Source organism: Methanosarcinales archaeon (assembly GCA_014859725.1).
Taxonomy (GTDB): domain Archaea; phylum Halobacteriota; class Methanosarcinia; order Methanosarcinales; family Methanocomedenaceae; genus Kmv04.
This window is the reverse complement of record JACUTQ010000035.1, coordinates 1-17,042: the sequence shown is the minus strand read 5'-3', so window position 1 is coordinate 17,042 and position 17,042 is coordinate 1. Positions and strand designations below refer to the sequence as shown.

Here is a 17,042-nt window from a genome sequence, read left to right as displayed (position 1 = left end):
CCTCTTCTTTCATCAGCCGGAGCGAAACGTAAAATTGAGGCATAAGAGAAATAATAGGTGAAAATAAGCAATCAATATCCTGTAAATCCCGTCTGATATTTACCAACCAAAATGTAGGAGAGATCCTAATAATTTAACCGCACAATATAAATAGAATGAATAATAATGATAAAATAGGATGCTTGCAATACCTGAGATAGTTTTTATTTACCTACCATGTCCTATCCAATAACTATCCCCACAACAATATTTTTCTGCAAGTGTCCATTCTTCATATTTTAGTTAGTAAATTAATTATAGTGTAATATTAAGTTAAGATACGATGCAGAAAAAGATTGCAGTCGTCTTTGACAGTGCAGGGACCTTGCTTAATATGTACAGAGCCGCGAAGGATATCATTTCAGGCGAATATTTAGATAAAATCATAACCACCACCCTGGTTGGCCAAAAAGCCAATCAGGGTCTTGTTGTTTTTCATACAGATCCTGCAAAAATAATGAATTGCCAGTCCCATAAAAGGATATATGATTTTTTACAACAGAACAATGTCAAGACATCACTAAGCTGTTCCAGTAGTCCGATGACCCTTGAAGAAGTGGATGAATCAATTAAGAATGATAGGCTGACTACAATGCATGATCTGCATAATGTAGTTGTGATAATCAGGAATAAATGTCCAAATGTATTCTATCTGGGAATTGGAATTATCATAAATGCAAAATCCCGATCAATCGTATATACAATCTGCACAGGAGGCAGGCTTTTTTCGCATACTTCGATTACGTTAGAATTATTAGAAGAGATGGGTGTGGATGCTTACATAGCATCCGGGGATAGTATGCGAAATCTTAGCAATCTTGCTAAAATATTAAATATACCGATTGAACGGGTATATGATGTGGCTACACCTAAAAAGAAAGAATGGGTGATTAACCACTTAAAAGAAAAATATGACAAAGTTGTAATGGTGGGGGACGGCCTGAATGATATACTGGCTTTCAGGTCAGCAGATAAAAGTATTTTATCAATACAGCAAACAGGAAAGCCATTAAAGCGGCTGTCCTGTGAAGCTGATACAGTAATTACTGATATTATTGAGATAATAGATATTGTAAAGAAAATACTTCTGGATTAGAATAGTAATAAATTGATTTACAGAAATCCCAGAGCATCTTCGATCCTGCCCATCTCATGTCCTGTGGTTTCTCGACCAACTACATATCCTTTTGAATTAGCTAATAATCCTGACCCCACCTGAGGTGAACCCAGGTTCACGGTCCCGATATCCACTGGCAGACCGAATATTTCATCCAGACGATCGAGCTCGAATTTGCTGGCCATGGGATGTACCAGGATACCTTTATTTGTAGCACAGGCAGCCATGCCTACTGTTTTGAGCCCGCCTATTGTTCCCTTATGCACATCCACATCCAGGAATTCTTCTATTTTTTCAACAGCACTGTCTGTCATATTCGGGTTTACGAGAGCTGCGGTGTCATTTACCAGAATATTGTTCCCGAGAGCTGTAAGAATACCTTCAAGACGTTGAATTGGCACGTTCTTCCCGATGTCACTTAGTTCATCTTTATTGGCTTTTTCCGATACCAAAAATCCTTTACTATTCCCACAGCATAAACAACCTATAATGCTACTGCCGTCAAGGGATGTTGAAATAGCAGTAACGTCCAAGAAATTTTCTATGGTCTGTTTTAATTCCCTGTCTGCTTCTCGAGGCAGTAAAACAAAATCCTCAGTACACCTGGCAAATACACCAAGTACTGAATTACCCCTGAAATTAATCCTACGATCCATTATTTTCCTAAAAGGGGCTACCCCAAATCACAATAAAATAATTATTCGGATGCGAGTTCAGCTTCTAACATGCCATCCTCGAATTTCATTGTACGGATTCTTATCTTGGATGGAGGTTTCTGGCTCCCTCGCTCCCAGATTTTCTCACTTATTGCAGTATCCAATCTGATCTGAGTTTTATCAGTCTTGGTGTGTTGTTCCAGGAATTTGAAAACTTCTTTAACAGCTCTTTTACTGCGTAACCATCTGGGGACAAACTTTACTCCTCTGAGAGGAATAATATAAACGTGTTCTTCACCTGCTTCTACCATTGTTTCTCACCTTGTTTATCCAATGTTAAGACTACCACGTCTCCAATGCCGTCTCTTTGGGTGGGTCACAACTGCCCTATTGGTCTTGATGATTGCCCAGGACGGAACCCTATGATTCTGATTATGTACTTTGGCTAATCGTTTCTTTTTGCCTTTTGTCTTCTGACTCATACTATAACACCATTATTATTATGAATTTATGAATTTATTTTGTTTATTACATGTGATTGAATATGTTTTGGAAACAAACTGTCCACAATACTATCACCTTCGATATATTGTTTTCGTATGAATGACCTGAGTTCCACCTCATAATCAGCCTTTTCCACTTTATCACTATCTCCTTGAATTATTTGAATATGTGCTTCTGCCAGTGCATCTACAGCCGAGCGACCATATCCCATAAGTGGTCTTATGTACTTTATTTTATGTCGATCCTCAAGACTTCTTACCTCACTTACCGTGAGCATTGGCACCCTATCATCACGTCTGGTTCCATCAGCAACAATAATTGTATCTGGCTCTGAACATACAGCTTCAAGAGCACTGTTATGAAGATGATTAATAGCCCGCCCGGGAGATCCGTCTTCAATCAACATTGATGCCGCCTCTACAATAAATGATGAATCCAGGACTTTTTCACTACTAGGAAATCCCAATTTTGTGGCTGTTTCTCTGGTAATATCAAATGTCGGTACTATACCGAAATTGATTGTGATCAATTCCACATCGAAAAAGGGTTCCAGCAGAATAGCAGCAAGTGAACTGTCCTTACCACTGCTGAACAGTACCTTTGCCTTCATTTTCGGGTAATGCTCATCTCGCGTTTTTTAGGTTGGATATGCTGCAAAAGCGCCTTTAATCTGGCATCGTCGATCTTTCCCTGAAGTTGTCCCGATTGTGCTAATCCGATAAGCTGGGATTCCACACTCTCAACCAGTTCAGCTCGAGTCATTCTCAGGGTGGTTAACCTTTCCCTTGCTTCCGGAGTTAGAATGCTCCGTAAGATGGATTGTTTTCTAGCCTCCATTTCAGCTCTGGCCTGCTCTTGCTGGGCCGCAACCTGGGGGTCCGACATCTGAGCTTGCTGTTGCTGCCTCATCATCTCCATCTTCCGACGTCTGATGGCTTCAAGTTCATCCTCGGCCATACCATAACCTCCAATTTATCCTGGATATTCTCAAGTATTAATATTTACTAAGACCAGGGATTTCTTCTAACAGCCCTGATTTTACATCATTGGCCAGGTTATCAAGTAAAGACTGTCCCTTTGGAGAAATAATCCGACCCTTCTTCATAGACTTTACCAGACCTGCTTTTTCAAGCTGTTGGAGTGCTTCACGGACAATTGAACCGCTGCCTTTCACATGCGCAGGAGCAGAAACGCCTTGACGCTGCTTGCCTCCGTAAAAAGATCTAAGCTTTGAGATACCTACAGGCCCGTCAATATATATTCTCCTTACTACAGATGCACATCTGGTATACCACCAGTCATTATCCAATGGTGCGAGCTCCTTATGGATGCCGGTTTTAACTTGATTAGACCATTCTGGTGGTTGGACCATATCCTCTGATTTTAGTTTTTCTGCTGTATTTTTGATCAATAAATCTGCAGGTACATCATACACAGTTGTCATATTTCTTCCGTCCTTTTGTAATTATTAAATTGAATTTGATTTGATATAATGATTATTCTTGAAGGGCTATCGTATATGCAGGTAATGTTGATTAATCTATCGTCTCATATAGACTTTTTACGACCATTTATTTTTTGTACAGGACCGCGTTACTTCCACGCATTTCAATCAATTGTGACCCCGTACGTGTTGAAAGTTCTTCAGCCAATGTCATTTTATCCTCGTTATTAAGAGCTGTCTTATGTATTTTAACTTTAACAAGTTTATGCTGCTTTAGCTGGTAAATAAGCTCTTCTACAAGCGTTTCAGTAATCCCGTTTTTACCTACACTTATCAGTGGGCTCAGCTGCGATGCTTCGTGTTTCAAATCAGATAGTTTTCGTTTCATTTAGTTGTCAAAAAAGATTTTAATTTTATAGGAATTCCTTCACTTCTTTAGCTGCTGTTATTACTTCCACCAGTATTTCAAATGCTTCATATACTCCCTGTTTATTAGTAGCTACAGTTGGTAGTATAGGTATGTCTCCTGGTATATTAAATTGATGGCGGATGTCTTCTATCTGAACCCCACGGATGGAATGATTCTGCCAGTTATTTATAAATTGCATTAATGGAAGGAGCGCTTTTAGTATATTCTCTCAGCACTGTGGTAGCATACGCACCTCGTTGCAGGTTAAAATCAAGTTCAATAGCTATATGTCCAGGATTTAACATATCCTCGATAACAATATAGGCTGGCTTAACAGGAATAATAATCTCCCGGCGCAGTCCCTTACTGGCAAGTTCTGGCAAAATGACCATTTTGAAACCTTCCACATCCAGTTCTGCTTCGTCCATTACAGATTGTTCGATCTCACCCGGCACCCCTTCTGATAATTGAGACTCATATCCTATAAGAGGTGCAGTTATGAAGGCACGATCCCTTCGCAGCAGGTTATTGATACCATCCAGGGTATCTTCGGTTACCATCTGCAACCTGGTTGTATCAGGTAATCCTACTGCATTTTTGAAACAAACGATATCTCCTTGCTGGACAAGGTTGAAAGGAAGACCTGTCTCCATACGACGGCTTAGTATCAGATTGAAAAGGTATGACTGGTAAGCATGCACGAACATCCTTCTGAGATTGGGGGAAAGGGCATTGAAAGCACCTGCATAATCCCGGGGATGTTCAACAAGGTGGTTCATCATGGCCCGTTCAAATCTCAGGCGCAGTGGATATCTTTCCAGACCGCCTTTGAAGTCGCGGGTATCAAGCACATATTGCCGCACTTCTCTTCCCTCCAGGGATTCTCCAGGGCAGGGGTGGGCGATGTACATAAGTGCCGCACCTTCCAGGTCTCCTTCAACCAGTTTTTTGCCTACTAAATGTGTAATAGGGCGCTGAATACCAAACCTCTGGATGCCAAAAAAGTTGGGCACTCCCCCGATCTCGGATATCTGGGATGAGGTATGATGCATCAGCTGCTCTGCTTCGTCCAGGGAATGGTCTATACCCCGAATTATGATCTTGAATTTATTGCCCCACAAATCTCCCAGGCTTACTTTTTTATCTGAGCGGCCGATAGGAGTTATTTTCACGTCTTTTAGCCTGACCCGTTCAAGCTGGGATTCATCCAGGTCATAGATGCTGATCTTCTGAGTAGTCAGGGCATTCTTATCCTTGGTCCCGGCTAATCCTATTCGCTGCTGACTGATGTGGAGGATACGGGATAAGTCCCTGATCAGGTGGTGGGTGTCCCAGTTTTTTTTGGTGAGAGTGCATATGAGCTGCTTGCCTGTGATCTTTTCCTCCCGGTTTGTGATCTCTTGCACCAAAAAGTCTTCAGGCACCTGTTTTATAGTCCCATTAAGGCCCGGTGTGGAGGTGGCATAGACTGAAATGCCGATATCCTGCTCGATTTTTGGTGGTAGCATTTAGGTGGTAGGATGTGACTGATGGTTGATGTATCTTTTTACTGGATGAAATGAGAAATTCCACACTACCACAAATATATTGCAGATTAATGTGAATAAAATAAAAACATGATTACTCACGACCTCCTTATAATTGGCGGCGGCCTGGCCGGAATGAGGGCTGCTCTGGAAGCCAGTAAAGAAATAGATGTGGCCCTAATATCCAAGGTCCACCCCTTACGTTCACATTCAGGCGCAGCGCAGGGTGGGATCGCTGCTGTCCTGGATGACTGGGCAAACAAAGTCGGGGACAGCCTTGAAACCCATATCCAGGATACTGTTAAGGGGAGTGATTACCTGGGTGACCAGGATGCCATAGAAATTCTGTGCAAAGAGGCACCGGACGATATCAGGACCCTGGATGCAATGGGTGCTATATTCAGCAGGACAAATGAATGCCGGATAGCCCAGCGGGATTTCGGTGGGCACACGTATCCACGCACGTGTTATGCATCTGACAAGACCGGGCATATCCTGCTGCAGACCATGTATGAACAATTAATGAAACACAGGGTCAGGGTATATTCAGAATGGCATGTGCTTTCCGTTATCATTAAAGACAATATCTGCCGGGGAGTGGTGGTATATGACATGACACGAGGAAAAACTGAACTTATCAGGTCAAAGGCCGTGCTTTTAGCCACAGGCGGGTACGGCCGGGCTTTCAAGATCACATCAAATGCCCATGCCAATACCGGGGACGGGCTGGCACTGGCATACAGTGCAGGTGTGCCCCTGCAGGATATGGAATTCGTGCAGTTCCATCCCACAGGATTATACAAACACGGGATACTGATCACAGAAGGAGCCAGGGGTGAAGGAGGATACCTGATCAACAACCTGGGTGAGCGCTTCATGGAACGATATGCACCCACAAAACTGGAACTGGCATCCAGGGATGTAATAGCCAGAGCCATCCAGACCGAGATCAATGAGGGGAGGGGCATGGATGGAGGCGTGCATTTGGATCTAAGGCACCTTGGTAAGGATTTGATCATGGAACGGCTGGCCCAGATACATGATATTGCTCTTAGTTTTGCAGGTGTCGATTGCATTAAAGAGCCAATTCCTATTCAGCCCACTGCCCATTATTCCATGGGAGGCATACCCACTGATGTTAACGGTCAGGTTCCGGGTACCAGCGGCCTTTTCGCTGCAGGGGAATGTGCTTGTGTCAGCGTGCACGGTGCCAACCGCCTTGGCGGGAACTCCCTGATGGAGACTATCGTGTTTGGCAGGCGGGCCGGGATAAGTGCTAAAATGTTCGTGAAAAAGACTGGTCTGGAACCTGTGCCTGCCAGTACGCTGGAAGATGTTGAGCAAGAGATCCAAGAGATAAAATATAAAAACGGGCGTGAAAATGTGGCAGATATCAGGTCTGATCTCCAGTCCACAATGACCGAAAAATGTGGGATATTCAGGAATAAAGAGGATTTGACAGAGGCACTGCAATTGATCAAGACACTCAAATCCCGGTTCAATAGTATCAATATCAAGGATAAAGGGATGATCTTTAATACCGAACTTGTAGAGGCTATGGAACTCAGGAACCTGCTGGATTTCTCAGAGATAATAGCTGCGGGTGCACTTGCAAGGAATGAAAGCAGGGGCGCACATTCCAGGTCAGATTTCCCAAAAAGGGATGATGAACAGTGGCTTGTCCATACCCTGGCATATCCCGGAGAATCTGGCCCGGTGCTGGAATACAGGCCAGTGACGATTACTAAATATTCACCCCAGAGGAGGATATATTAATGGTTTTATTAAGGATTCATAGGTTTGATCCGGATAGGGATGAGAAAGCTTTTCTTCAGGAATTTGAGCTGGATATTACCACAGGCATGACAATATTGGATTGCCTGATAGAGATCAAGGAACATCAGGATGGCAGTCTTACATTCAGGCGGTCCTGCAGATGCGGTATTTGCGGCTCATGTGCAGTACGGGTCAATCACAGGGGAATGCTGGCCTGCAAAACCCAGGCACTGGATGTGGTAAAGGATGGCAGTATCTTGATCGAACCGCTTACCCATCTGCGTCTGATAAAAGACCTGGTAGTGGATATGGACCCATTTTACCGGACAATTGAACAGGTTCAGCCGTGGCTTATCACAGATCTTACAACCAATGATGAATGCGGGATAACCCCCTCCGATGTAGAACAATTGAACAAAGTTGATGACTGTATTTTCTGCGGTGCCTGTTATTCCGACTGCAATGTGGTTGATGTTGACAGGTCATTTATCGGTCCTTCAGCTATTGCGAAATGCTTCAGGTTTGCATCCGACCCCCGGGATGCATTGGGTAATGACAGGTTAAGGCAGCTTGTTGAGTTGGGGCTCTATAAATGTCCTGTGGACCAGGAATGTGAGATCGCTTGTCCCAAGGATCTTACCATACGAAGGGATGTAATAGAAGAGTTGCGGCACAGGGCGGTAGATCATGATTTCGGTCCGATGCCAGCCCATAAGCGCCTCATAATGTCTGTACTGGATACAGGGGGCAGTGTTCCGGTAACAACCCCTCCTGCCGTGGAAAGATATCCTGATCATGAACGCGATTTTCATGGAATAAATGAGCTGTTTATTAAGGAATTTGAAGGTGAACCGGTAGCAGAAGTAGTGTTGTTCTTTGGGTGTATCATAAACCGCAGGCAGCAGGATACAGCGGCAGCCATCATCAATATCTTCCAACATAACAACGTAGCGATCCATATACCCAAAAAACAGGTATGCTGCGGCAGTCCTTTCATGAGGGCTGGTATGCTGGATTCCATGAAACCTTTCATATCCCAGAACTTCGAGATATTCAATACCTATGCCAATCACGGTGTAAGCCACATCCTGACCAGCTGTTCGGGCTGCAACTCCACATTCAGGCACGATTACCCCAGGCTGTCAAGTGAATACGGGCTTGATTTCGATTTCCAGATATATGATGTGGGTGAATATATGACAATGATGGACAGTAGGGGTATCCTTAACACAAAAGACCTGAATAACATTGATATGCGTTCCATGTATCATTATCCGTGCCATATCAGGGCAAGTGGACTTGATGAATCCATTTATATTGACCTTATCCGGAAAATACCAGGCATGGAACTGGTCCGGGTTCCCTCTTCAGGATTGTGCTGCGGGGGCGGGGGAGGTGTACGGGCGGCCTACCCCGAGGTTGCTGATAAACTGGCGATACGGAGGATGGAAGTGGCAAAGGAAGAAGGTGTGGATGGGTTATTGACTAACTGTCCTTTCTGTATCCTATCGTTTGAAAGGGGGCTGGAACTGAAAAAAGAAGCAAATGAACCAATAAAGTTCGAGATATTTGATTTCTATAAGATATTTTCCAGGGCATTTGGTGAAAATGACAAGATGAGGGAGATTCGATAATTGCTAAAAAAAATATTCGGGAAAAAAGAACTTGATTACATAAATTCACTTGAAGCGCTGCTTGAACAGCAAAGATCAGAAAAGGACTCAATAACAGCCCGACTTGAAGCAAAAGAAGAGATTGCACGAAAAGCTGTGTCCCAAAAGCAGGTAGTTGAAGAAGAACTCAATTCTGCAAATAAAAAGATTGAGACCCTGGAATATGAATTATCCAAATTGCGCCAAAAAACTGCAAATGAACTCACTTTTCGAAATATCAGCAATATCTCAAAACAGGCAATTGATAGGTATTTCATTCAAATAAGTTCCATCAAAGCAATGGAAAACAGCTTAATTACTTTATATCTCAAATCAGGAGAATCACTATCAGATCTGGAAAATATAAATGAACTTTTAGATTCATTGGAACCAAAAAACATTAGTCTGATAGATAAGATAGGATCGTCCACAGGAATTGTTGTCTTTTATGATACTAATCAAATGATCCGGGAAGCAGTAGCACCCTTTCTACCTGTAGAGTCAAGTTCGTGGAAATTGGATAACAGGTTCGATACCGTACCCCTTCAACACCTAATAGAAAAAGAAGTCGACCTTCTAATCCTGCTGATTCATGCTGGTGAATCATTTATTGGAATCACAGGCAGTCAGGATTCATTTACTTCCCACCAGATCGTAAGAAGCAGTGTAAAAGGAAAGCATACCAAAGGGGGCTGGAGTCAGCGCAGGTTTGAGAAACTTCGTGATGAGGATATCCAGCATCATCTGAAAAAAGTAAGTAGTGCACTGCATTCTATGGTCAAAGAATCCGGTATGGAGATCGACTTTATTGTGGCAAGCGGGGACACAAGACTCGTGTTCGAGACATTGAAAGACCTTAATTATCCAGTAATTGAGAGAAGTCTTGATGTTTCAGTGGATAAAAAGAATGAGGATAAGATCTTAAAAGAGATATGGTCATCCAAACGATATGAGATCTAGAAATAATACCAGATCGAGCTGAACTCGTTAATATCCTCTCCATCCTGATGAAGCCGTTTTAGATAATCGTAAATGGACACGTCAATATAATTATATGATTCAACCAGTTTCAACTTGGATTCCCAGGGATAAAAACGATAGATGCGCCTGCCATCGGGCTGTATCATGATCACTTCATGGTCCTGCCAGGCCCTCAGGTGTGATTTTCCCAGCCTGGGTACATTGAACACAGGTTCGTCGGTCCTCTCAAGGCCGGGCAGTAACCTGGCTTCCTCATGTCTTTCCTGTTCGATCCTGGAAATGGGCACCCGGTAATCTATTGTTTCTTCCTTGCCTTTCGTATTGAAGGTATAATATGGATCAATTCCTGATTTTTTCATGGTCTTTCGCAGCAGGCAGGTCTCAAATTTCTTGCTGTTATAATAGGTGAATACCTGTTGATTATAGATATTGATGCCATGTTTCTTGATCTTTGAAACCACTTCCAGTGTATCAGGATTGATCTCTGTTGGATGCTGGAAATGGGTCATTATACAAATTTCCCTTTTACCCAATGAATGGTACTTACTGAGTATGTCTATTAAGTTGTCAGTGATTCGGGAAGGTAAGGTGACCAGCGTTCTGGTTCCGATCCTGATCCGCTCCACATGACCGATTTGGGAAATACGCCCCAGCAGCCCGTCCAAATAGGAATCATCCAGGGTAAATGGATCTCCGCCAGTGACCAGTACTTCAGTGATATGAGGATTATTATTGATCCACTCAATAGCCTTCAATACAGAATCTTCTGTGGTCTTACTTTCATCAAGGCTCTTAATTTCCCAGTTCCTCTGACAGTAGATACATATCTGGGGGCAGGAATTGAACGGTTTTAAGATCAATATTTCCGGATACCTCCTGGTAATACTTTCAATGGGGCTGGTGGATGCTTCTTCCATGAAATCCAGGCTTTCACCGGATTCTCTGCTTTTCAAGTAATTCCTGCAATAATTTACGCCGGGGAGCACTTGAGCTCTTATTGAGTGGTCATACTGCTTTCGGTTCTCCTTATCAAATAATGAAAGGTAATACGGTGTTATCTGGAACGAAATGTTGTGTTCTTCAGCTAATTCCAATCCCCTGATCTCATTGGAATCAAATTTTACCAAATGTTGCAGGGTCTTAGAATCCGAGATTATGTGTTTCAGGTGCCAGATATAATCGTTCCAGTCATTTTCATTTGCATCGAAAAAATGGAGAATATCTTTCTTTAATTCATTTCTTTCCCGTACAAGATCATCTTCAAGTCCTGTCCGATATCGTTTAAAATAATATTCCATTTTACTTGCATATTCATCAAGAAATATGGTGCGCTCAAGAGCTGCTTCTTTTCCTGATAATTTCAAATACAACGGTGTTACCTTTTCGGCATATAACCCGGATTTTCCGTTCAGACCTCTGAAAAGAAAAATGAATTCGCAAAGAAATCCTTTACTGATATTCTTTTGCACTCTTTTTTCTTTTACGATCCTGTAAAACACCCTGAGAGCTGAAAAATGGGTCTGCTTTTCATTTTGCGTCCTCAATATGGTTCTCAGGACTCTGATACAATCCCTGGCATTCTTTTTTTCCAGGATGTTCATTTCCCTTGAAGATGTGTGTGAATAAATGGAAAAAAGTGATGCATCTACATTGTTCAAGTACTGGAATATCCGGTTTCTGGAATCATGAACGTTTGAACTGTTCTTGAGTATCTTATAAATATGAGGATCTGACTTCCATAATATTTTTGCTAATTCTTCCTTAGTACTGGTGATAAGTTCTTTCATGATTGAATTTTGGTCGTAAATTGTTGAATGATAATGTATTTGTTAAAAATTCCTAAACTGGAACAGAAAACTGATGAGAAAACTAATTCCTTACATTATTTAACTGTTTATTGTATTACTCCTTGTTTTTCAAATCATATAATAATATTGGAAAGTATTAAATCAAAAACTATATATTTAGGAGTGCCTAAAATGTGGTGTTGTGAAATATTATGGTAAATGAACGGATCGAGGAGTATCTTGAGACTATTCTCTTTCTTACCAAAAAAAATAACGGCCCGGCGAAAACGAACCAGATAGCAGATGAATTGAATCTATCAGCTCCCAGTGTTACAGAGATGGTTCAAAAGCTATCTGAGGCGGGATATATTGAATATACACCTTATTATGGGGTTACCCTGACCTCCATCGGTTGTACTGAAGCACTGAGAATTAAACGGCGTCATCAGTTATTAGAGACCTTTCTGGTTGATGTGTTGGGTGCTGAAGCGGACAAGGCCCATAAGGAAGCCTGTGAAATGGAACACTCAATTTCAGATTCAACTCTTGAGAAGATGTGTGCATATATGGGACATCCGGACATCTGTCCAGATGGAAATCCCATAGGTCAGGGAGAGTGCTGTCCCACAAAACCATCACAAACATACAGGGATTATATTCCATTATCAGAATTAAAAGAAGGAGAAAGCGGTACAATAAAAGTAATATCCCTGACCCGGGAGGTCAAGGACAGGTTATCAGCGATCGGTCTCATACCTGACCAGAAGATCAAGATCAAACGTAAACTTGGAAAAGGTACTCTGTCCATAATTGCCATGGGTGCTGAAGTTGCTATAGGTAGCGATATAGCAAAAAATATTCTCGTCCTGGACGAAAGAGCGTGAAATAATTGAAATCATGTTGTGATACAAAAAACGAATTTGATCCTGACACCCCATTGACCATTGCCATGGTAGGTAACCCGAATGTGGGTAAGAGTGTATTTTTTTCAAGACTGACCGGTATAGGTGTGGATGTGTCCAATTACCCAGGCACTACAGTTGAGATTACAAAAGGTACAGTAAAACATGAAGGGCAGTCAATAAATGTGGTAGATCTACCTGGCATTTATTCTCTATCCGCATCCACCGAGGATGAAAGGGTAGCAATGAAATTCTTAATCCAAAATTGTCCTGACGTGATCATAAATGTCGTAGATGCTACCAGACTGACAAGAAACCTCAATCTTACTTTGCAGTTGCTGGAGATTGATATACCAATGGTTGTGGCCTTGAACCAGATCGACGCCGCCGAACAAATGGGAATCAAGATCGATGTTGAAGCCCTGGAGTCAGAACTGGGTGTAGATATTATTCCGACTATTGCCATTAAAGGCAGCGGGATTGATACAACATTGCATAAAGCCATCGAGGCGGTTCAACCAAGGCGCCACCAGCGATGCAAGAAGATGAGACGAAGAGTAAAATATGACGACCATGTAGAGCGTGCAATTGAAAATATCAGGAAGCAGGTGCCTGAAACAAGCCGCAGTATCTGTATTCGAGCCCTTGAAGGAGATAAGGAATTTGTAGAAGGGTTTTGTGAAAATCCAGAAAAAGTCCTGGAAGCATCAAAAGCCTCCCCTGAGATCGAAGCAGACCACGGTATATCAATAAAAGATACCATTACAAGGGATCGTTATGGTGAATCAGGCTCGATGGTACAGACAGTACTTAAAAAAAGTGACGTTTCCAAGAAATTCATAGATCGTGTTGATGATATCCTGACATCCAATATATGGGGTTTGCCCATATTTGCAGCCTTTATGCTTATCATGTTCTATGTAGTGTTCAATGTGGGCAGTTATCTTGAGATAGGGATCGTAAACCTGTTTGAAACCTATGTGATCACTCCTGTTGGTTCGGCATTAAGTGGAATAAATCCCTTAGCTTTAAGTGCAATCATCTATGGTCTATTAGGTCTTGAGGCAGGGCTTGCTATCGTTATACCCTTTATCGGGACGTTCTATGTGTTCCTGTCGTTAATGGAAGGTACGGGATACCTCCCCAGAGTGGCGTTTTTGCTGGACAGGTACATGCACAGGCTGGGTTTACACGGACGTGCTATCATACCCTTGCTTCTGGGATACGGCTGTAATGTCCCAGCAATCATATCAGCCCGTACACTTAATACACAGAGAGAAAAGATCATCACAGTAGCTATGATCGCCCTGACACCCTGCTCAGCCAGGACAGTTATTATCATGGGGCTAGTAGGTGCATTTGTGGGATTTTGGGCCGCCATTTCCATATATGTAATAGAACTTTTCATTATCTTATTGACCGGATGGACATTGGGTAAGGGATTGTCAGGTGATCAAGTGGGCTTTATCATGGAAATGCCGCCGCTCAGGAAACCTGATGTGCAGGTAATGCTAAAGAAAACCTGGTTCAGGATGAAAGGATTTACATTCGTGGCTTTCCCGATCCTGATATTAGGCAGCAGTTTACTTGGCGTGATAGATACTTTAGGGATATTGGCAGTATTTGAGAATATGGCCAGTCCAATTTTCGTGGGAATGCTGGGCCTGCCAGCATTTACTGCTACTGCTTTTATCTTTGGCATCCTGCGTAAGGAAATGGCGCTGGAAATATTGGCTGTGTTGGCAGGTACTGCCATATTTATCGATGCAATGACCCCGCTGCAGATATATGTATTTGCACTGGTGGCAACCATCTATGTCCCGTGTGCAGCTACAATAGCTGTTATCGGTAGAGAACTGGGGTGGAAGAATATGATACTGATCTCAGGATTTACCATTATACTGTCAATTGTTGTGGGTACTATTTCCAATCAACTTGGTTTAATATTGCTGTGAATAGAAAAATGATGAAATAAAGGTAAAATAATTGGAAAAAGTAATTGAGACCTAGAGTTTTTCTACGATCCCTTTAAGTCCTGCTTTGTGCCTGGCCTCATCCTTTGCCGCACTCTCGAAGAACAAAGCTGCAGCTGTATTTCCTTCCTTTCGTGCCATCTCGGCAGCTTCTCCTTTTTCAACCTCTGCCATAGTCTCGCCTTCAAGCATCATGGTAAGATTGGATTTGGTATCCTTTACCATACCCAGAAGTTTGGCTACTTCTGCAGCATGCCATGCCTCATCCATTGCGATCTGTCGTAAATAAGTGGCAACATGTGAAAGTCCCTCTTCTTCAGCGATCTTTGACATTGCCAGATACCATCCAACTTCCGTGGTTTCCCCCTTAAAGGTAGCTTTTAAAATTTCCTGTAAACCCATTGATATTCACCTCGAATAAAAATACTGTTGAGTGTAAAGTATAATGTTTTTGTTTGATAAAACATTTGCGTAAATTTAATTTCCGATCAGGAACATTATCCCGAATACAATAAATAAAATTCCAGACCCTATCCTGAGTTTATCCAGCGCGATCTTTGTTGACAGCTTACTTCCAATAGCTACACCCATTGCACTGATCAGACCTAGAGCCAATACTGCACCCAGAAACACCATAATTGGCGCGTGGAACCGGGCGGACAGGGCAATAACTGCAATTTCGGTCTTATCTCCCAATTCTGCCAACGCGATCATACTGAAAGCAGTAAAAAAGACACTACTGGCTCCTGAATTCTTTATAGAAGCCTCATCATTGTCATCCCATAGTAATGTCATTATCCCGAATAGAATAAACAGTAGTCCTGCACCGAACCCGATGATATGTGGATTGACAAAATTTAATATTACTTCTCCCACACCCACAGCAATGGCGGTAAGCACTATAAAAGCAGATATCAAACCTGCAAAAACATGCACCCTGGAATACCTTGCAGACAATGCGATCGCTATCAACTGGGTCTTATCTCCGAACTCTGCCAGTGCTATAAGTCCGAAGGTGGTAAGTGCCGGGGTTATATCCATGGGATTCTTCCTTTTTTGTTATGTTATTTACTATACGGGAGATTACCTAGATTACCTTAGTAATTTAATAGTAATTTTGCAAGCATGAATATCAGATCCCCAAAAAACACGGCTGTAAAAAATCCCAGCGTGATAGGGATCATGAATGGCAAACCAGGTGTTACCCATACTCTCCGGTCCATTAGCCCGCCAGTCGCAAATTTTTCAAGTTCTGAAACTGTGTCTTCATTGATATCTGCGCCACCACGCCTGAATTTGGTCTGGACCTCATTACCTGAAAGGTAATATTCTTCGATCAACTTGATGTGGCTGTTCAACAGTTTTGAGATATCTGCTTTGTATCCTACAAAGATATATGCAGGTTTTTCCAGTATCTCCCGAGGTTTTAGAGTCAATAAATTGTACAATAACAATGACAGCGGCACTACTATTGTTAATAGCACCGCATTCCCGAATACACTAAAAGCGAACAGGTTAATTAAGGGCACTCCCTGATGAGGGAAGGTTAGTCCTAATAACTCGATTTCAGGGTATATAGGTATAACAATGGCAAGGACAATCAGACTCTTAGCATCGGCCCCTCCAAATCCCCCCAGCTGGAACAGTATATATACAAAAATGAAAATAATGCCCCCGGACAATGCTACAATTAATAGAGCAAGCAACCCGCCATTTAACAGGTCATATATAACAAATAATGCCCCACCAACCAACATGATCTTCCATACCTGGTTGGATACCCTGCGTGTAAGGATATCTGTATAACATGAATAAATGAGAAAAGGAGTACAATAAATAACTCGTAATAGATCAATAATGGGCATTGATAATCTCCGTTTTATTTTTCTGTCACTTCAATGATCTGCATTAATGGGTAGTCCAGCGGTTGATCGAATTTTAATCCAACTTTTACAGTAATTTGTCCGTACACTATTAATGCTTCGACCTCCAGCATCCGGCCTTCGAGTTCACAATATCCAAATTTTCCGCTGCTATGGGCTGCCACCATATCCCTGTTAATTTTTACTGAAATATTTTCCACATATGGCTGGACTGAAATACTCTCACTGATTGCCTGCTCCAGGCTTTCTATGGTATCCATGCTGACAGGGGAACCTACGAACTGGTGATATAAGGCTCCTAATTTTATACCTGCTTCAAATAATGCATTATCCCTTTCATTGATCATTGGAGACACTTAGCAAAGGAAAGTATAAACGATTTACTCTTATTAA

General features: G+C 42.2%; 20 protein-coding genes. 6 read left to right on the top strand and 14 right to left on the bottom strand.

The annotated features are described in order from the left end of the window. Nucleotides 1-322 precede the first annotated feature (322 nt). Nucleotides 323-1,135, top strand: a complete 813-nt coding sequence (locus tag IBX40_04650; GenBank protein ID MBE0523608.1) for an HAD family hydrolase — start codon at nt 323-325, stop codon at nt 1,133-1,135. 17 nt (nt 1,136-1,152) lie between these two features. On the opposite strand, the gene IBX40_04645 is transcribed toward IBX40_04650, so the two are convergent. The 9 genes from IBX40_04645 to truD all read right to left on the bottom strand — a co-directional run bounded on the left by IBX40_04645 (nt 1,153) and on the right by truD (nt 5,677). Beyond that, nucleotides 1,153-1,812 carry a translation initiation factor IF-6 gene (locus tag IBX40_04645; protein ID MBE0523607.1) on the bottom strand — a complete coding sequence of 220 codons (660 nt, stop codon included), beginning with the start codon at nt 1,810-1,812 and terminating at the stop codon, nt 1,153-1,155. Nucleotides 1,813-1,853: 41 nt separating this feature from the next. Further along, complete coding sequence (locus IBX40_04640; protein ID MBE0523606.1) at nt 1,854-2,123, bottom strand: 50S ribosomal protein L31e; 270 nt, start codon at nt 2,121-2,123, stop codon at nt 1,854-1,856. A gap of 15 nt (nt 2,124-2,138) precedes the next feature. Continuing rightward, nucleotides 2,139-2,294 (bottom strand): 50S ribosomal protein L39e, encoded by a 156-nt coding sequence (locus tag IBX40_04635; protein MBE0523605.1) that lies wholly within the window; start codon nt 2,292-2,294, stop codon nt 2,139-2,141. A 26-nt stretch (nt 2,295-2,320) separates the two neighbouring features. Next, a complete protein-coding gene (locus IBX40_04630; GenBank protein MBE0523604.1) occupies nt 2,321-2,926 on the bottom strand; it encodes an alpha hydrolase in 606 nt (201 codons plus the stop codon). Beyond that, entirely contained in the window at nt 2,923-3,273 is a 351-nt protein-coding gene (locus IBX40_04625; protein MBE0523603.1) for a DNA-binding protein, read from the bottom strand. Before IBX40_04625 ends, IBX40_04630 begins: the two co-directional genes overlap by 4 nt. Nucleotides 3,274-3,310: 37 nt before the next feature. Beyond that, a complete protein-coding gene (locus IBX40_04620) occupies nt 3,311-3,760 on the bottom strand; it encodes a 30S ribosomal protein S19e (protein ID MBE0523602.1) in 450 nt (149 codons plus the stop codon). 127 nt (nt 3,761-3,887) lie between these two features. After that, entirely contained in the window at nt 3,888-4,148 is a 261-nt protein-coding gene (locus tag IBX40_04615) for a YhbY family RNA-binding protein (GenBank protein MBE0523601.1), read from the bottom strand. Between the two features lie 25 nt (nt 4,149-4,173). Next, nucleotides 4,174-4,368 (bottom strand): hypothetical protein, encoded by a 195-nt coding sequence (locus IBX40_04610; GenBank protein ID MBE0523600.1) that lies wholly within the window; start codon nt 4,366-4,368, stop codon nt 4,174-4,176. After that, the gene (gene truD / locus IBX40_04605; GenBank protein MBE0523599.1) at nt 4,352-5,677 is read right to left on the bottom strand and encodes a tRNA pseudouridine(13) synthase TruD; all 1,326 of its coding nucleotides are present in this window, start codon (nt 5,675-5,677) and stop codon (nt 4,352-4,354) included. Before truD ends, IBX40_04610 begins: the two co-directional genes overlap by 17 nt. Nucleotides 5,678-5,785: 108 nt before the next feature. Here truD and IBX40_04600 point away from each other — a divergent pair, with 108 nt between their 5' ends. Genes IBX40_04600 through IBX40_04590 form a run of 3 tightly spaced genes read left to right on the top strand, consistent with a single transcriptional unit; the run spans nt 5,786 to nt 10,083 of the window. After that, nucleotides 5,786-7,471: an FAD-binding protein gene (locus IBX40_04600; GenBank protein ID MBE0523598.1), complete on the top strand. Its 1,686-nt coding sequence runs from the start codon at nt 5,786-5,788 to the stop codon at nt 7,469-7,471. Beyond that, nucleotides 7,471-9,105 carry a succinate dehydrogenase iron-sulfur subunit gene (gene sdhB / locus IBX40_04595; protein MBE0523597.1) on the top strand — a complete coding sequence of 545 codons (1,635 nt, stop codon included), beginning with the start codon at nt 7,471-7,473 and terminating at the stop codon, nt 9,103-9,105. The genes IBX40_04600 and sdhB overlap by 1 nt, the downstream gene beginning before the upstream one ends. Further along, a complete protein-coding gene (locus IBX40_04590; protein ID MBE0523596.1) occupies nt 9,106-10,083 on the top strand; it encodes a hypothetical protein in 978 nt (325 codons plus the stop codon). Here IBX40_04590 and IBX40_04585 read toward each other — a convergent pair. Beyond that, nucleotides 10,080-11,891: a KamA family radical SAM protein gene (locus IBX40_04585; protein ID MBE0523595.1), complete on the bottom strand. Its 1,812-nt coding sequence runs from the start codon at nt 11,889-11,891 to the stop codon at nt 10,080-10,082. The two genes, IBX40_04590 and IBX40_04585, sit on opposite strands and share 4 nt — an antisense overlap. Nucleotides 11,892-12,103: 212 nt before the next feature. On the opposite strand from IBX40_04585, the gene IBX40_04580 reads away from it, so the two are divergent. After that, nucleotides 12,104-12,775, top strand: coding sequence for a metal-dependent transcriptional regulator (locus IBX40_04580; GenBank protein MBE0523594.1), 672 nt, complete (start codon nt 12,104-12,106; stop codon nt 12,773-12,775). 65 nt (nt 12,776-12,840) lie between these two features. After that, on the top strand, nt 12,841-14,748 hold the full coding sequence (gene feoB / locus IBX40_04575) for a ferrous iron transport protein B (GenBank protein ID MBE0523593.1): 1,908 nt from the start codon (nt 12,841-12,843) through the stop codon (nt 14,746-14,748). A 51-nt stretch (nt 14,749-14,799) separates the two neighbouring features. Here feoB and IBX40_04570 read toward each other — a convergent pair whose 3' ends face one another. From IBX40_04570 to IBX40_04555, 4 genes are all read right to left on the bottom strand, one after another. Further along, a complete protein-coding gene (locus tag IBX40_04570) occupies nt 14,800-15,168 on the bottom strand; it encodes a rubrerythrin family protein (GenBank protein ID MBE0523592.1) in 369 nt (122 codons plus the stop codon). A 75-nt stretch (nt 15,169-15,243) separates the two neighbouring features. Next, nucleotides 15,244-15,807 (bottom strand): TMEM165/GDT1 family protein, encoded by a 564-nt coding sequence (locus tag IBX40_04565; protein ID MBE0523591.1) that lies wholly within the window; start codon nt 15,805-15,807, stop codon nt 15,244-15,246. A 56-nt stretch (nt 15,808-15,863) separates the two neighbouring features. Then, the gene (locus IBX40_04560) at nt 15,864-16,625 is read right to left on the bottom strand and encodes a prepilin peptidase (protein ID MBE0523590.1); all 762 of its coding nucleotides are present in this window, start codon (nt 16,623-16,625) and stop codon (nt 15,864-15,866) included. Between the two features lie 20 nt (nt 16,626-16,645). Continuing rightward, nucleotides 16,646-16,996, bottom strand: a complete 351-nt coding sequence (locus tag IBX40_04555) for a dihydroneopterin aldolase family protein (protein MBE0523589.1) — start codon at nt 16,994-16,996, stop codon at nt 16,646-16,648. Nucleotides 16,997-17,042: the final 46 nt, after the last annotated feature.